The organism is Microbacterium sp. P5_E9 (assembly GCF_054049175.1).
In genome coordinates this window covers 32,278-47,027 of the sequence record NZ_JBFUMV010000014.1, presented here as the reverse complement: position 1 = coordinate 47,027, position 14,750 = coordinate 32,278, and the positions used below count along the sequence as shown (strand labels likewise).

The 14,750-nt window shown below is 64.9% G+C and carries 12 protein-coding genes; 4 read left to right on the top strand and 8 right to left on the bottom strand.

Going from position 1 to position 14,750, the window contains the following annotated elements; genetic code table 11:
• Positions 1-6 precede the first annotated feature (6 nt).
• Positions 7-936: a VOC family protein gene (locus ACXJ3V_RS15305; protein WP_457101192.1), complete on the top strand. Its 930-nt coding sequence runs from the start codon at positions 7-9 to the stop codon at positions 934-936.
• A 62-nt stretch (positions 937-998) separates the two neighbouring features.
• On the opposite strand, the gene ACXJ3V_RS15300 is transcribed toward ACXJ3V_RS15305, so the two are convergent.
• A complete protein-coding gene (locus ACXJ3V_RS15300; RefSeq protein WP_457101191.1) occupies positions 999-2,303 on the bottom strand; it encodes a LuxR C-terminal-related transcriptional regulator in 1,305 nt (434 codons plus the stop codon).
• Positions 2,304-2,429: 126 nt separating this feature from the next.
• Here ACXJ3V_RS15300 and fdhA point away from each other — a divergent pair, with 126 nt between their 5' ends.
• Both fdhA and ACXJ3V_RS15290 read left to right on the top strand, forming a co-directional pair.
• Positions 2,430-3,650 (top strand): formaldehyde dehydrogenase, glutathione-independent, encoded by a 1,221-nt coding sequence (fdhA, locus tag ACXJ3V_RS15295; protein WP_457101190.1) that lies wholly within the window; start codon positions 2,430-2,432, stop codon positions 3,648-3,650.
• Between the two features lie 56 nt (positions 3,651-3,706).
• The gene (locus tag ACXJ3V_RS15290) at positions 3,707-4,108 is read left to right on the top strand and encodes a GlcG/HbpS family heme-binding protein (RefSeq protein ID WP_457101189.1); all 402 of its coding nucleotides are present in this window, start codon (positions 3,707-3,709) and stop codon (positions 4,106-4,108) included.
• A gap of 119 nt (positions 4,109-4,227) precedes the next feature.
• Here ACXJ3V_RS15290 and ACXJ3V_RS15285 read toward each other — a convergent pair whose 3' ends face one another.
• Together ACXJ3V_RS15285 and ACXJ3V_RS15280 are read right to left on the bottom strand one after the other, a co-directional pair.
• A complete protein-coding gene (locus tag ACXJ3V_RS15285) occupies positions 4,228-6,672 on the bottom strand; it encodes an FdhF/YdeP family oxidoreductase (RefSeq protein WP_457101188.1) in 2,445 nt (814 codons plus the stop codon).
• 106 nt (positions 6,673-6,778) lie between these two features.
• Complete coding sequence (locus ACXJ3V_RS15280) at positions 6,779-7,981, bottom strand: hypothetical protein (protein WP_457101237.1); 1,203 nt, start codon at positions 7,979-7,981, stop codon at positions 6,779-6,781.
• Positions 7,982-8,206: 225 nt separating this feature from the next.
• Here ACXJ3V_RS15280 and purU point away from each other — a divergent pair, with 225 nt between their 5' ends.
• Positions 8,207-9,082 (top strand): formyltetrahydrofolate deformylase, encoded by an 876-nt coding sequence (purU, locus tag ACXJ3V_RS15275; protein ID WP_457101187.1) that lies wholly within the window; start codon positions 8,207-8,209, stop codon positions 9,080-9,082.
• Between the two features lie 48 nt (positions 9,083-9,130).
• Here the strand turns inward: purU and ACXJ3V_RS15270 are convergent, their stop codons facing one another.
• From ACXJ3V_RS15270 to ACXJ3V_RS15250, 5 genes are all read right to left on the bottom strand, one after another.
• A complete protein-coding gene (locus ACXJ3V_RS15270; RefSeq protein ID WP_457101186.1) occupies positions 9,131-9,709 on the bottom strand; it encodes a TetR/AcrR family transcriptional regulator in 579 nt (192 codons plus the stop codon).
• Between the two features lie 54 nt (positions 9,710-9,763).
• Positions 9,764-11,746 carry an acetoacetate--CoA ligase gene (locus ACXJ3V_RS15265; RefSeq protein WP_457101185.1) on the bottom strand — a complete coding sequence of 661 codons (1,983 nt, stop codon included), beginning with the start codon at positions 11,744-11,746 and terminating at the stop codon, positions 9,764-9,766.
• Complete coding sequence (locus tag ACXJ3V_RS15260; protein ID WP_457101184.1) at positions 11,743-12,345, bottom strand: cupin domain-containing protein; 603 nt, start codon at positions 12,343-12,345, stop codon at positions 11,743-11,745. The genes ACXJ3V_RS15265 and ACXJ3V_RS15260 overlap by 4 nt, the downstream gene beginning before the upstream one ends.
• Before the next feature lie 3 nt (positions 12,346-12,348).
• Positions 12,349-13,356: a fumarylacetoacetate hydrolase family protein gene (locus tag ACXJ3V_RS15255; protein WP_457101183.1), complete on the bottom strand. Its 1,008-nt coding sequence runs from the start codon at positions 13,354-13,356 to the stop codon at positions 12,349-12,351.
• 100 nt (positions 13,357-13,456) lie between these two features.
• Positions 13,457-14,716: a substrate-binding domain-containing protein gene (locus ACXJ3V_RS15250; RefSeq protein ID WP_457101182.1), complete on the bottom strand. Its 1,260-nt coding sequence runs from the start codon at positions 14,714-14,716 to the stop codon at positions 13,457-13,459.
• Positions 14,717-14,750: the final 34 nt, after the last annotated feature.

The following is a 14,750-nucleotide window of genomic DNA, read 5'->3' as shown; positions in this document are numbered from 1 at the left end:
GAGATCATGGCCCGTATTGATCACCCGGTCATCGACGACCGCAGCACCGTCGCTTGGAAGGGCCCGCTAGCGGGGATCGACCATACGACAATCCGTGTGCCTAACCTCGACGACGGAGTGCGGTGGTACCGGGAGTTGCTCGGCCTCGTCGTCACGGAGCACGGCCGCGGGCGCGCATTCCTCGCGAGCCCCGTGAGTGGGCGCGTTGTGCTGGCGCTGTCGGAGGGTGGCCAGGGGCTTGACTACGTAAGCTTCCGAGCGAGAACTCCCGAAGTGTTTCAGACACTTGGTGCGCGCCTGGACAGCGCCGGCATACGTCTCGATCACGGCAAGCATCTGACGCGCCCAGGAACGGATGATTCGCTGCGTGTCCAGCTACCGACCGGACATTCCATCGAAGTCCTGCTCTCGCACGAGGACATCGATCCCCGCGGGATGCAGAACGGACAGCATCCGGGATCGATCGACGTTCGAAGCAGCCACCTGCAACTGCGCACCACAGATGTCAGGGGACTCACCGAATTCCTTGGAGTGCTTGGCTTCCGAAGCAGCACGTTCGTCCAATTGCCAAACTCTGACAACTACTTCATTCAGTTTGTTCGAGCAAATGAATTCCACCATCAGATTGCCATCCTCACGGGCAAKAACGGTCTGCACCACGTCGCGCTCGAGGTCGATGAACTCGCATTCTGGGCGATGCTCGATCATTTAGGAGTGTTGAAACGTCCAGCAGAATATGGCCCGGTCCGCCACCACGAGGGCAACATGCTCTCCTTCTACATACGTGACCCGTTTGGCAACCGCCTTGAGCTCACGAGCTCGATGGAAGTCGTTGGCTTTGACCATCTGCCCACAGCCGCGATGCACGAGCCCTGGTATCACATGAACATGTGGGGCCCGCAGCCGCCGCACAGTTGGGAGAACGAGTGGATGTGACCTGCTCGCCGTATCTGCTCGGCAAGAGTTCCGTCTACACGATCAGCAACACGTAGCGAGGACTACCTTCGCGCGGCGCCCGGGTGGTGCGCCAGCACGAAGGCGGTGGCTTCGGCACGCGACCCGACGCCCAGTTTGCGCAATATCTTCGCGACGTGGAATTTGACGGTGTTCTCGCTGATTCCCAGATGGGTGGCGATCTCGCGGTTGCGCTGTCCGGCGATCAGCAGCCCCAGCACTTCTGCCTCGCGTGGGCCCAGATCCCACTCCCTGGGCATGACCGCGCGAGCAGTCGGCGGATCCAGCGGCATCACCACCGACATCTCAGTACCCCACCCGGGGGTCGCCTCGAGGGAGAGGCTGCCGTTGAGGGCGACCACGCGCTGACGCACGAGGCGGAGCTGCGTGCTCTCGTCGGAGAGGTCGCCCGGTCCGTCATCGCGTACATTGATGAGCAGATTCGTCCCATCGCAATCCCACTGCACGCGCACACGACTGACGTCGTGCCGGTCGACGAGGGCGAGGATCGAGCCACGCACCACCGCCCGCGCGCCGTGCGCGATCTCGCTGGGCAAAGCGCGGCCATTGGTCGGCGGCTCCACGAACTGCACGTCGATGTCGCGATAGCGCACCAGCGGCCGCAGGTCGTCACGGAGGCGCGCGAAGGCCGTCGTCACGGGCTCCTCGGTGAACGTGCGGACGCGATCGCTCGCGGTGCGAAGGTGCACCATCCCCTCCGCGGCGATCTGGGTCGCCGTTCGCCGCGCGGTGCGGTCATCGAGCGTCGACGACCGCAGGGCGGCCAGCACCGACTCGAGTGTCGTGGAGTATTCATCGGCGAGTTCCGTCAGGGCCTCCATACGCACGCTCGAAGTCGCACGCGCGAGCTGAAGATAGTCGGGGGGTGCGGTATCGGCGAGCTCCTGTACGCGCAACGCGACGATGTTCCAAAGCTGCAGCACCGCCGCGTCGCTGTACTCGCCACCGGGCTCCGCGAGAACGAGCAGGGCGCCGTTGGTCGACAGTGCCTGGAGCGCGTCCACGTCACCGCTCGCGGTCGGGATCGTTCCTCGCTTGGTGCGGCCAGGCTCGAGCATCCGGCGCAGTTCGTCGAGTGCGAGGAAGGAGACGCCGTCGACGAAAGAGGCCGCGCCTGCCCCCTCGCATTGCGCTCCGGCCGCGTCGGCGACGAGGAAGACGAGCGCCGAATGCGAGACCAGCGGAGCGAGAAAGGTCGACAGTCGCTGCGGAATGAGGGTGGGCGGCGCTGTCAGCACCTCGGCGAGCCCTCGGATGGTGTCCACACCGCGTTCGGCATCGGCGTAGACGGTGCCGCTCTTCATCGACTCTCCGGGCGTGGGGATCATGGACCCAGCCTAGGGTTCCTACCCGTTCGGGTAGCGGAACGACCCTGAGGAAGGATGTCACTACTCGAAGGGAGGGACCAAGCTCGAAGGGGGCGAGCACGAGGCGCGCCCAGAGGAAGGACGAGGATGTCTGGAAATAGAGCGGTGGCCTATGAGGGCCCCGGGGTCGTAAAGCTGATCGATACCGACTATCCCGACTTCGAGCTCCATGATGGGCCTGGGGTGAATCCCGCGAATATCGGGCGCAAGATTCCCCACGGGGTCATCCTTCGGACCGTGGCGACCAACATCTGCGGATCCGACCAGCACATGGTGCGCGGCCGGACCACGGCTCCGGCGGGCCTGGTGCTTGGTCACGAGATCACTGGCGAGGTCGTCGAAACGGGACCCGACGTCGAGTTCATCAAGGTGGGCGATATCGTCTCGGTGCCGTTCAACATCTCGTGCGGCCGCTGCCGCAACTGCAAGGAGGGCAAGACCGGGATCTGCCTGAACGTGAACCCTGACCGACCCGGCAGCGCGTACGGCTACGTCGACATGGGCGGATGGGTTGGGGGACAGGCCGAATATGTACTCGTGCCGTACGCGGATTGGAACCTCCTCAAGTTCCCCGATCGCGATCAGGCGCTCGAGAAGATCCTCGACCTCGCGATGCTCTCTGACATCTTCCCGACCGGGTTCCACGGTGCCGTGACCGCCGGTGTCGGTGTCGGGTCCACTGTGTACATCGCGGGCGCCGGACCAGTCGGGTTGGCGGCGGCAGCCGGCGCGCAGCTGCTCGGAGCCGCCGTAGTCATCGTGGGCGATCTCAACGAAGAGCGCCTCGCGCAGGCGCGGTCTTTCGGTTGCGAGACGGTGAATGTCGGCGACGGATCCGTACCCGACCAGCTGGAGCAGCTGCTCGGTGTTCCTGAGGTCGATGCCGCCGTAGATGCCGTCGGTTTCGAGGCGCGCAGCGAAGGACACGGCGCGCACGCGAAAGAGGCGCCGGCGACCGTCCTCAATTCGCTGATGGGTGTCACCGCCGCGGGCGGAGCGATCGGCATCCCGGGTCTGTATGTCACCGGCGATCCCGGCGCGGTGGACGACGCGGCCAAGGTCGGCTCCCTGTCGATCAGCCTCGGCACCGGCTGGGCGAAATCGCTCTCCTTCACCACGGGCCAATGCCCGGTCATGCGCTACAACCGCAAGCTGATGATGGCGATCCTGCACGACAAGGTGCACATCGCTCGGGCGGTCAACGCCAAGGCAATCTCGCTAGACGACGCACCGCAGGGATACGCCGAGTTCGACGCCGGTGCCGCCACCAAGTACGTCCTCAACCCGAACGGGTACATCGCCGCCTAGCCTTTCGTCTTCAACCCCATACAGTACTTTCAACCCGCACAACAAGGAGCAAAACCATGTCCAGCGTCACGCTAGAAGATGCCCGCCGCGTCATCGCCGCCGCCGAGAAGAAGGCCACCGAGATCGGCCAGCCGATGAACATCGCGGTCGTCGACTCGGGTGGCAATCTTGTCGCCCATGTCCGCCAGGACGGTGCCTGGATCGGCAGCGTCAACATCTCGATCAACAAGGCCTGGACCTCGAAGGCCTTCGACATCTCCACCAAGGATCTGGGAGACAATTCGCAGCCGACCCAGCAGTTCTTCGGCATCCACACCACCAACGGCGGAAAGGTCGCGATCTTCGCCGGCGGCATCCCTCTCTCACGCGACGGCGTCGTCGTCGGAGCGGTCGGCGTCAGCGGCGGCTCTGGTGAGCAGGACCACGCTGTCGCCGAAGCCGGCGTCGCCGGCTTCTGACCCGGGTAGTTGCGGGCGCCATCTTCGACTGCAACCCAAAGTTCCCCCGCGGCACACTGTGCCGCGGGGGAACGTCGGGGCGGTTGCTCCTACTGCTCGCGCGAGGGCACGCCTCCGGGTCAGCGGTGCTCGAGTCGGATGATCACGGATTTCGACGTAGGGGTGCCGCTGATGTCGGCGACCGAGTCGAGGGGCACGAGCACGTTCGTCTCGGGATAATAGGCGGCTGCGTTTCCCCTGGGCGTGTTGTAGCCGACGATGCGGAAGGCTTCGGCGCGACGCTCTTCGACGTTGCCATCGGGGCGAGTCCATTCGGAGGCGAGGTCGACGATCTCGCCGTCCGTGAATCCGAGGGCTTGGAGGTCTTTCGGGTTCACCATGATGACGCGGCGGCCGCCGTGGATGCCGCGGTAGCGGTCGTCTTTGCCGTAAATCGTGGTGTTGTACTGGTCGTGCGAGCGGAGCGTCTGCAGCAGCAGCCGGCCCCGTGGGATCCGCGGATATTCGAGTTCGTTGGCGGTGAAACGTGCCTTGCCGTCGACGGTCGCGAACGTGCGTTCGTCACGGGGGCCGTTCGGTAGAAACAGGCTGCGGCCTTTGTCGATCGACTTCTCGAAGTCTTCGAATCCGGGGATCACGGCGGCGATGTGCTGCCGGATGAGCGCGTAGTCGTGCTCGAGCGCCACCCAGTCCGCGTTCGGCGGGTCGTGCGGATGCCGCGCCGCGGCAGCGTGCGCGTCGAGAATGTCGCCGCGGTCGGGGTACTCACTCGCAGTCCGCTCGACTTGCCCGCGATCGACCTCCACGGCCCTATCGACATCGACAGTGGGACCGGGCCGGGCGCCGGCATCCGTTCCGAACAGCAGCGCACACAGGCGGGCAACGATCGCGACCGCGCTGAGCAGGTCCTCGGATGGGGGCGCCAGACGGCCGCGTGAAGCGTGCACCGCGCCCATCGAGTCCTCGACCGTGACCCGCTGCTCGCCGGTTCCGCGCCGGTCGCGGTCGGTGCGGCCGAGCGTGGGGAGGATGATCGCGCGACGCCCGGTGACGACGTGCGAGCGGTTGAGCTTCGTCGACACTTGGACGGTCAGCTCGGTGCTGCGTAGCGCCGCTTCGGTGACGAGCGTGTCGGGCGTGGCGCTGACGAAGTTGCCGCCCATGCCGATGAATACGCGGCCCTTCCCGTCGCGCATCGCGCGGGTCGCCGCGACGACGTCGTAGCCGTGTTCTCGCGGTGCGGTGAAGTCGAATTCGCGGTCGAGAGCAGCAAGGAACTCTTCGGAGGGCTTCTCGTAGATTCCCATCGTGCGATCGCCCTGCACGTTGGAGTGGCCGCGCACCGGGCACACTCCGGCACCGGGCCGGCCGATGTTGCCCTGGAGGAGCAGCACGTTCACGACATCACGGAGCGTCGGGACGGAGTGCTTGTGCTGGGTGAGCCCCATCGCCCAGCAGACGATGGTCGCGTTCGAGACCCGCACGCTTTCGCCGACACGCCGTAGGGTCTTCTCCGGCAGCCCGGTCGCGGCGACGAGCTCGCGCCATGGCACTGCGGCCATCGCCTGCGCGTACGCATCGAACCCGCTGGTGTGTGCCGCGATGAACTCGTGATCGAGCACGCCACCGTTCTCGGCCTCGTACTCGACCAGGTGCTTGCCGATCGCCTGGAAGAGCGCCTGGTCGCCGCCGAGTCGGATCTGCAGGAACTGGTCGGCGAGCTTGGTGCCGCCGAGGATCGCGCCCTTCACGGTCTGCGGGTTCTCGAACCGCACCAGCCCCGCCTCCGGAAGCGGGTTCACGGCGATGATCGTGGCGCCCGCCTTCTTCGCCTTCTCGAGGGCGCTCAGCATGCGGGGGTGGTTGGTGCCGGGGTTCTGCCCGGCGACGATCAGCAGATCGGCTTCGTGGATGTCGCCGATCGAGACCGTGCCCTTACCGATGCCGATGGTCTCGGTCAGCGCCGAGCCGGATGACTCGTGGCACATGTTCGAGCAGTCCGGCAGGTTGTTCGTCCCGAACCCGCGCACCAGCAGCTGGTAGAGGAACGCGGCCTCGTTGGACGTGCGCCCCGAGGTGTAGAAGATCGCCTGGTCGGGATCGTCCAGCCCACGCAGCGCGGTGGCGATCTCGCGGAGCGCCTCATCCCACGGGATCGGGCGGTAGTGCGTCGCACCCTCGTCAAGGATCATCGGATGCGTCAGTCGGCCCTGCTGGCCGAGCCACCAGTCGTCATGCGCCTCCAACTCCCTAACTGAGTGCTGAGCGAAGAACTCCGGCCCGATCCGCCGGATCGTCGCCTCCTCGGCGACCGCCTTGGCCCCGTTCTCGCAGAACTCGGCGATGTGTCGCTTGTCCTCCTCCGGCCACGCGCAGCCTGGACAGTCGAATCCTTCTTTCTGGTTGACCCGCAGCAGGCTCTGAGCGCTGCGACTCACCCCCATCTGGTCGTAAGAGATCTGCAGCGCATGCAGCACCGCCGGCACGCCGACCGCGACCTTTTTCGGTCCTGTGACGCGGACGCGACTCTCATCGATATCCGACTGGGGAGGCTTCCTTGCCATGCTCTTTGACCTCCACGATTCTTGTCACACTAAGCCGATATGCCCGCGAGGGCAGGGACGTCCGTGAGGGCCGAGGCGACACACGCCATCGGCCCCCACGGATGTCTTAGACGCCAGACGGAACGGAAGTCAGGTCGTAGTCCCGGTTGCTTGGGAGGTCGAGGTACGGAAAGCGCTCGACCACGGCACGCACCTCTTTGATGCGCTTCCCGAAGTCTCCCCAGTGGACGACCACTTCGTTCCCGATCTCGGCCTCGGCGAGGTCGATCGTCGTCTGCGAGATCATTTCGCGATAGTAGAAGCTGTAGACCGCCGCTGAGGAGATTCCCACCGGCTTTCCGTCCTTCGTCACCAGATCCGCATGCCCGCCCGCAGGCTGCTGGGGCGCGACCGGAAACTCGATGAACTTGTACGGTTCGCCCTGCTCGAACTGCGACGCGAACACATCGACCAAATCCTCAGGGTTCCAACGGAGGATCACGGTCTTGCGTTTCGGGTCTGCCGCTTCGGCCTCCATGGCTTCGCGGCCCACGAAGTCATGGTTGAACTTGCCCATCCACGCCCAGTTGACTTCCTGCGGAGTGCGCATGCGAGCTCGGGTGTCGGCAGGGTCGATGCTTCCAGTCATCGGGGCCGCGAGCAGCGGACCCAATGGGCTGTGCTGCACACCCGGATCGAGGATCATCGACCCAAGCCAGGTGACACCGAGCTGGGGGAATCCACCCTCGGTGTGGTTGACGGCATAGGTACGCCACCCGAGTCGCTTGATACCCAGTGGCTTGCCGGCCTGGTAGACGGCGTCATAGACGGCAGGTCCGGACTCGAGAGGACCGCGAATCTCATACGCGAGTGTTCCGGCCATGCCGATGCGGGAGAGCTCGAGTTCAACGGGAGTGTCGACTCCGGGAATGCTTGTAGGAACAAAATCGAGGAATTCCAGGTCTCGGATGTCCTTGCCCAGTACCCGCTCGAGGATTTCGAGAGACCGAGGCCCGGCGACCTGCAGGATGAAGATTTCGTTGAGTTCGAGCTTGACGTCGAAGTCGTACTTCGGCTGCTGGAAGAGCGGCCATGGGGGACTGGCCAGGGTACGGAACCGATCTTCACTGTCACGCACGGTGAGCGTGTGGTTCGCGATCAGGCCGTCCTCGCTCAGCATGACCAGGTGCTTCGATCGTCCGATCGGCCACCGCGATACGTCATTGATACTGATCTTCGAGAGGAATGCCTGCGCATCAGGGCCTGAGATGACCAGTTCGATCGGCCCGATGAGATTTGCTGCGAGGTAAGCGGTCTCCTTCCAGGACATGGATTCCGCCTGCCAGCCATCTCCTTCCCAGACTCGCATAGCGCCCCAGATGAGGGAGTAATTGTGGACGTCGAGGTAGGCCGGCACCGCACCGACCGTTCGCATGGGAACAGATTCGCTCTCGGACATGAGCGACACTCCTTCGTGTTGTCGAAATCCAGCAATGCTATACGAGTCGTATCGTATAGTACTTTGGTCGAGTACTGCCACGAGGAAGAGGAAACGATGACGGCCACCATCGAAGCGAAGCGCGATCAGGCGTGCCTTATCGTGCACGGTCCCGACAAGCCGGGCATCGTTGCTGCTGTCAGCGGCCTGATTGCCCGTAACGGAGGCAACATCATCGCCCTGGATCAGTACTCCGACAATCACGAGGGCGGTGACTTCTTCCAGCGAGTCGTGTTCCATCGCCAGGACCTGAGCGCGGCTATGCCGGAACTGGAGGCGGACCTCGAAACCACCCTTCGGTCGCACGGGTTGCAGTGGCGACTGACGGACCGATCCGTTCGGAAGCGGATGGCGATCCTGGCCTCGAAGAGTGATCACTGCCTTCTGGACCTCCTATGGCGTCATCGCCGAGACGAGTTGCCGGTCTCCATTCCGATGGTGATCTCAAACCACACGGACACTGCTGAAGATGTGCGCTCCTTTGGTGTGCCGTTCTTTCACGTGCCTTCCTCGGGCGAGGACAAGTCTGATGCTGAGGATCGGATCGTCGATCTTCTGAGAGGCAATGTCGACTTCGTGGTGCTGGCGCGATACATGCAAATCCTCTCGGATGGCTTCCTTGAAGCGATCGGGGTACCCGTGATCAACATCCACCACAGCTTCCTGCCGGCCTTCGTCGGTGCGGCGCCGTATCGCAAGGCAAAGGAACGCGGCGTCAAGCTCATCGGCGCAACGTCTCATTACGTGACCGAGGAACTCGATGAGGGCCCCATCATCGAGCAGGATGTCACGCGCGTTGACCACACAATGACGGCTGCGGCGCTCCAAGCTCGCGGGGCATACGTCGAGCGGGAGGTTCTATCGCGTGCCGTGCAATGGCATGCCGAAGACCGGGTGGTCCGTCACGGCCCCCACACAATCGTGTTCCAGTAGGTCGACGAGCCGGCCAGGGGCGGCGCTGCCAGGAACGAAGCCGGATCCCTAACGGGCCGCAATCCCTTCCAGTGCGAGGTCGAAGCTCGCTCGCATGGTGTCTGCGTCGAAGGAGCCTTCCCTGAACAACAGCTTGAAGTAGATGGGCGCGTAGATTCGTTCGGCGATCTCGTCGGCGGTGCGGTCCGCACGGATCGATCCCGCCTCGATGGCGCGCTCGATCATGCGGTTCACGACCTCGCGCCGAGGCCGCCAGAACTGTGCCTTGAACTCCTCGAGAGTGGCTGGATCGTATTGGCTTTCAGCGAGGAGCTGAGCCATCAGCCGGCCCTCGTGCCCGGCATACACTGCTGCCAGTGCGACCACGTGCTCCCGGAGCGCTTCTATGGGCGCCAGGTCCTCGCGCATCGGGGTCAAGAGAATGTGGTTCTCGAGGAACGTGTCAATGATGACGGCTGCCTTGTCGGGCCACCACCGGTAGATCGTCGTCTTGCTCACACCCGCTTCTCGGGCGATGCGCTCGATGGAGAGCTGCTGAACAGACATCGAGCCAGGCTCACGTTCGTCGAGAAGCTTCATCGTCGACTGAAGGATCGCCTGTCGGCTTTGTTCACTGCGAATGGCCATGCTTCGACCTTAGGGCCCGTCAATGCGATACGAAACGTACACCATGCGCGTGTCTCAGTGGCCGGCGGCGACGCCGGCACCTCTGGCGAACCGGGCGTAGTCCTCGAGCAGCGCTGGGTCGTCGACGGCACCGAGGTCGGCGACCTCGTCTAGTCGAGCTCCTTGGATCAATCGCTTTACGGGCACTTCCAGCTTCTTCCCGGTCTTCGTATGCGGGATCCCCGCCATCACGACGATCTCGTCGGGGAGGTAGCGCGCCGACAGATTCGCGCGAATCGCCGACTCGATCGCCGTGCGCGCATCCGCCGCCTCGACGCCGTCGGCGAGCTTCACGAACAGCGGCATGTAATAGTCGGTTCCCAGTTCCGCGCCGACCACCATCGCCTCCGCCACCTCAGGCAGTGCTTCGACAGYGGCGTAGATGTCCGCAGACCCCAGCCGGATCCCGTTGCGGTTGAGGGTCGAATCCGAGCGGCCGTGGATCAGGATGCCGCGATCCCCGAGTTCGATGAAGTCGCCATGGCGCCAGACCCCCGGAAAGGTCTCGAAGTAGCTGGATTGGTAGCGGGTGCCGTCGGAATCTCCCCAAAAGAAGAGAGGCATGGAGGGAATCGCGTCGGTGACGACGAGCTCGCCACGGCCGAGCGTCGGGTCGCCCACATCGTTCCAAGACTCCACCCGTACGCCGAGGGCGGGCGCCTGAATGTAACCCACACGTACCGGAAGAGTCGGAACACCGCCGACAAAGATCGATGCGATGTCGGTGCCGCCGCTCTGCGAGGTGACCCAGACGTCGCCGACGCTGTGATAAATCCAGCGGAAACCGTCTCCCGAGAGAGGCGAGCCGGTCACGGCGACGGTTCGCAGTGCGGAGAGGTCGTGATCGCTACTTGGCTCGAGCGCCGCCTTGCCGCAGGCGTGGATGAACCCCGCACCAACGCCCAGAACGGAGACTTTCTCAGCTGAGGCGACCTGCCACACCCGGTCGAGTGAGGGAAACGTCGGGTTGCCGTCGATGAGTACCGCGGTCGCCCCGACCCCAAGCGCCGCCACCAGGCCATTCCAGACGACCCAGCTAGTCGATGCAATGGTCAGTACGCGGTCGCCCGGGCGGATGTCGTCGTGGATGCTGCAGAGCTTCAGCTGCTCGAGCAGAGCGCCTCCGTGGCCGTGCACGATGCCCTTCGGCATCCCTGTCGTCCCCGAAGAGAAGAGCACCCAGAGCGGGTGGCTGAACTCGACGTCGGCGAACTCGATCGGGCTCGCGGTGGCAATCGCTGCCGCCCAATCGATCGCCGGCGGCCCGACCGGGATTGGGGCGGCGTCGGTGTGACCGGTGACCCACACGACACTCTGCACGCTCGGAAGCGATGCGAAGACCTCCGCCAGTTCTGTGCCGCGATTGCGATCCTTGCCGCCGAGCCGATATCCCGGAGCTGCGATGACCACCTTCGGCTCGAGCTGCTGAAAGCGCGACGAGATCGCCCCGGGACCGAACTCTGGCGCACACACCGACCAGATCGCGCCGACCGATGCTGTGGCGAGCAGCGCGACGACCGCTTCGCTCACGTTCGGAAGGATGGCCACCACCCGATCGCCGGCCTCGACACCGACCGACCGGAGATGGGCGGCGAAGGCGCCCACCTGTGCGCGAAGCTCGGCGAAGGTTACCTCCTTGCGGCTTCCGTCCTCGGCGATGGCGATGAGCGCGACCCCCTCGTGTCCGTCGAGAAGGTGTCGCGCGTAGTTCAGGGTCCGTCCTGGGAACCAGCGCGTGCGCGGCATGGGTTCCGTGGTGCGTACCGGCCCTGCCTCGCCGCCCAGCTTCACCCCGGCGAAGTCCGCCCACTCGGACCAGAACCGGTTCGGCTCGTCGACGGACCATTGCCAGAGTCCGTCGTAGCCCTCATCGTGGTCCACGCCGCGACTCCGGAGGAACTTCGAGAACCGCACGATATTCGTGTCGGCTCGGAGGTCGGAGTCGAGGCTCCAGATCACTTCGCCCTCGCGGGCATCCGAATCGATGATCACAGTCACCCCGCTCGTACGGACAGATCGCGGCGCTGTCGCGCGATCTCGTCAGCAGAGATGGGTTCTGTTCCGATCAGGACGAACGCCACTCGGGCAACGCGATCTGTGCGATTGGACCAGGCGTGGCTCGTGGCGCGCTGGATCGCTACGTCACCCGCCTTGAGCGTGGCCTCGCCGTCGTCGACGAGAAGGGTGATCTCTCCTTCGAGCACGATCGCGTAGTCAAGAGAGTCAGTGCGGTGGAACCAGAAGTGCCGGTCGCCGGAATGTCTGGCACCGTCTTCCGCCTCGGCTTTGCCGTCGATCTCGTCGAAGATCGCTTCCTGCGCGTCCTCGGGGTACGCCGAGTCGGGCGGGAACTCCGCGATGCGGAACACAGTCTCGCCCGTACGGGGGAAGGTCGGCGTGGGCGAGCCCTCGCCGACCGGGTCCTCGTCGATGGCGTGGTCGACGGGCCCGCGGGTGAGCCAGGGTACGGCCGCGCCGAATCCGGGGATCGTGGGGGAGTAGAACGCGTTGGGGGCCATGTCGTCGACGAGGATGACGGCATGCCCGCGATCGTCGTGGCCCGTCACGACGCGGTGGATCTGGGGTCCGCTGGACATTGGCTACGCCTCCTCGAAAGGGAAGGGCTGCGGCTCCGGCCACCATGTGGGGGACTCCTTCTCGGCCGCGATGGGCGAGCGGAGCACCCCGACGCGCTCGAGTTCGAGTTCGAGTACATCGCCCGGCTGCAGGAATCGCTGCAGCTCCACGCCGGCGCCGAATGCCATCGTTCCAGAGCCGATCAGGTCACCGGGCTGAAGGCCGTCGAACTGCGACACGTACGACACGGTCTCCTCCGGAGTCCAGATGAAGTCCTCGACCTTCGTGTTCGACCACACCTCACCATTGACGCGGACTTGTCCCTCGAGTCCGATGACCGAGGGGATCTCGTCGAGAGTCACGATCCACGGTCCGATCCCGTAGGCGAAGTCCTTGGAGTGCTGAGCGCCCATGCCGATGGGGCTCTCGAGCTTCTGGACGTCGCGCAGACTGAAGTCGTTGAAGATGGTGATCCCGAAAACGTGGTCGAACGCGTTGTCAGGTGTCACGTTGCGCCCGGGCTTGCCGATGACATACCCGATCTCGAGCTCGTAATCGAGCTGCTCGGTGATGCTCGGGTAGGGGATGGTCTCGTTCGTGCCGTACAGGGTTGCCGTCGACCCCTTGAAGAAACCCGGACGCTCGTAGACTGCGCGCGTAGGCGTGGTCTTCATGACGTTGCCGAAGAAGTTCTTGATGTGACCGTTGAAGGTGAGGCTGTCCCGGAGCACCGGGGGCTTGATCGCTGCCCGGAAGCTCGCCTGTTCGAGGGGGATCGAGGCGTCGTCCGCGGCCGCGAGGGCGCGATGGGCGGCGTCGAGGAAGAAGTCGCCGCTGGAGATTCCCTGGGTGAGGTCGCGGAACGTCGCGTGCGCGAGGTGTCGTGATCCCTCAACCGTCGCGCCGCCCTTCTGCAGTGCGAGTGCGTACGCCTTCTTGAGGTCGATCACCCGCCCGTTCTCGGGTTCGGCTGCGACGACGCGCAGTTCTTCACCGTCCAGACCGGTCAGGGCGATGCGTCCAAGCTTCATGGGTGGATCCTTTCGAGGTGATCGATAGTCGTTCGACGAGGGTTGGTGTCGCGCGGGTGGTGCGGGGCCGATTCGGGGTCCCCGCACCACCTAGCGGGGCCTACTCGGTGGTCTGCGGGCCGAGCTCGGGGCTGTTGAAGAACTCAGCGATCTGCGCGTCGGTGAAGTAGACGCCTTCGGGAGCCAGGTCAGTCCCGTCCTCCGGCACCCACGACGGATCGACGATCTCAGGCAGGTCGGCGGAGGTGATCAGTGCGGGTGCCCACACGATGTGATTCACCTTGGGGCCGGCGCCGGCCAGCACCTTGAGCCCGACCTGTGCGGCGGACTGCGCCATCGCGACGGCTGGCGTGGACGTGCCGACGTAGGGGTAGTCCGGCTTCTCTGCGGCCCACGCGGCGAACCCCTGTGAAGCGCCGATATCGGCGATGGGGGGCACCGGAAGGCCGGACTGCTCGAAGGCGTCGCGAATCGCCCAGCCCATCGTGCCCGCCTGCAGGACGGCATCCACGCCGGCAGGGTTGGTCGCGAGGTACTGCACGACGGCCTGCTGCGCCACCGGTGGCTGGAACAGCCCCTGCGCCTGTCCGGCAACCGTCACGTCGGGGCAGAGGGCCAGCGCCTTCTCGGTGCCGTCCTCCCACGCGATCTCATTCGAGATGCCCGGGATGCCAGTGACCTCGAGGAGGCTGCCCTTGCCGCCGATGTTCTTGACCGTCTCGGCCGCACCCACCATCGCCTGGAGGTTGCTGTTGTAGGTGACGGAGATCGAGTACGGGCTGTCGATCTGAGACACCATCGAGATCACGGGAATACCGGCATCATGCGCTTGTGAAACGAGATCCAGTGCCGCCTCGGGCGCGGTCGCGTTGAAGAAGATGATGTCGGGCTTGAGGGAGAGCGCCTGTCCGAACTGCTGAAGCTGCCCAGGCACATCCGAGGGATCGTTCGGAGCCACGTTCAGCACAACATCGACCCCGGCTGCCTCGAGCGAGTCGGCGAGTGTGCTCTGGTAGGTCGCGATGAACGGGGCGGCCGGCGCCTGTCCCACGATGGCCGCGGTGAAGCCGTCGGCCTTCTCTGACTTCCAGTCGGACCAGGCCGACTCCTTGATCTCGTACGGGTACGCGTTGTAGCCGGACTGGACGTCGGCGCTGAGCGTCGAAAGCAGGTCGCCCGGGTCCGTCACGCCGATCTCCGGGACGGATCCGCAACCGCCAGCTGTGGGGCTCTCGGCCGCCTCCGGGGTGCCTCCGGATTCGGTGGGCGTTGCCGAGCAGCCCGCGAGGCTGAGAGCGCCGACGGCGACCAAGGCCGCAGCGGCGACCCCGATGCTGCGGAAGCGAGTGGACTTCACCATGATTGCTACTCCTCTTTGAGCTGGGCGCAAAAGT

What these genes read in the sequence shown, in the direction of transcription:
- ACXJ3V_RS15300 (WP_457101191.1), bottom strand. Translation starts at nt 2,303, where the DNA reads ATGATCCCCACGCCCGGAGAGTCGATGAAGAGCGGCACCGTCTACGCC.
- fdhA (WP_457101190.1), top strand. Translation starts at nt 2,430, where the DNA reads ATGTCTGGAAATAGAGCGGTGGCCTATGAGGGCCCCGGGGTCGTAAAG.
- ACXJ3V_RS15290 (WP_457101189.1), top strand. Translation starts at nt 3,707, where the DNA reads ATGTCCAGCGTCACGCTAGAAGATGCCCGCCGCGTCATCGCCGCCGCC.
- ACXJ3V_RS15285 (WP_457101188.1), bottom strand. Translation starts at nt 6,672, where the DNA reads ATGGCAAGGAAGCCTCCCCAGTCGGATATCGATGAGAGTCGCGTCCGC.
- ACXJ3V_RS15280 (WP_457101237.1), bottom strand. Translation starts at nt 7,981, where the DNA reads ATGTCCTGGAAGGAGACCGCTTACCTCGCAGCAAATCTCATCGGGCCG.
- purU (WP_457101187.1), top strand. Translation starts at nt 8,207, where the DNA reads ATGACGGCCACCATCGAAGCGAAGCGCGATCAGGCGTGCCTTATCGTG.
- ACXJ3V_RS15270 (WP_457101186.1), bottom strand. Translation starts at nt 9,709, where the DNA reads ATGGCCATTCGCAGTGAACAAAGCCGACAGGCGATCCTTCAGTCGACG.
- ACXJ3V_RS15260 (WP_457101184.1), bottom strand. Translation starts at nt 12,345, where the DNA reads ATGTCCAGCGGACCCCAGATCCACCGCGTCGTGACGGGCCACGACGAT.
- ACXJ3V_RS15255 (WP_457101183.1), bottom strand. Translation starts at nt 13,356, where the DNA reads ATGAAGCTTGGACGCATCGCCCTGACCGGTCTGGACGGTGAAGAACTG.
- ACXJ3V_RS15250 (WP_457101182.1), bottom strand. Translation starts at nt 14,716, where the DNA reads ATGGTGAAGTCCACTCGCTTCCGCAGCATCGGGGTCGCCGCTGCGGCC.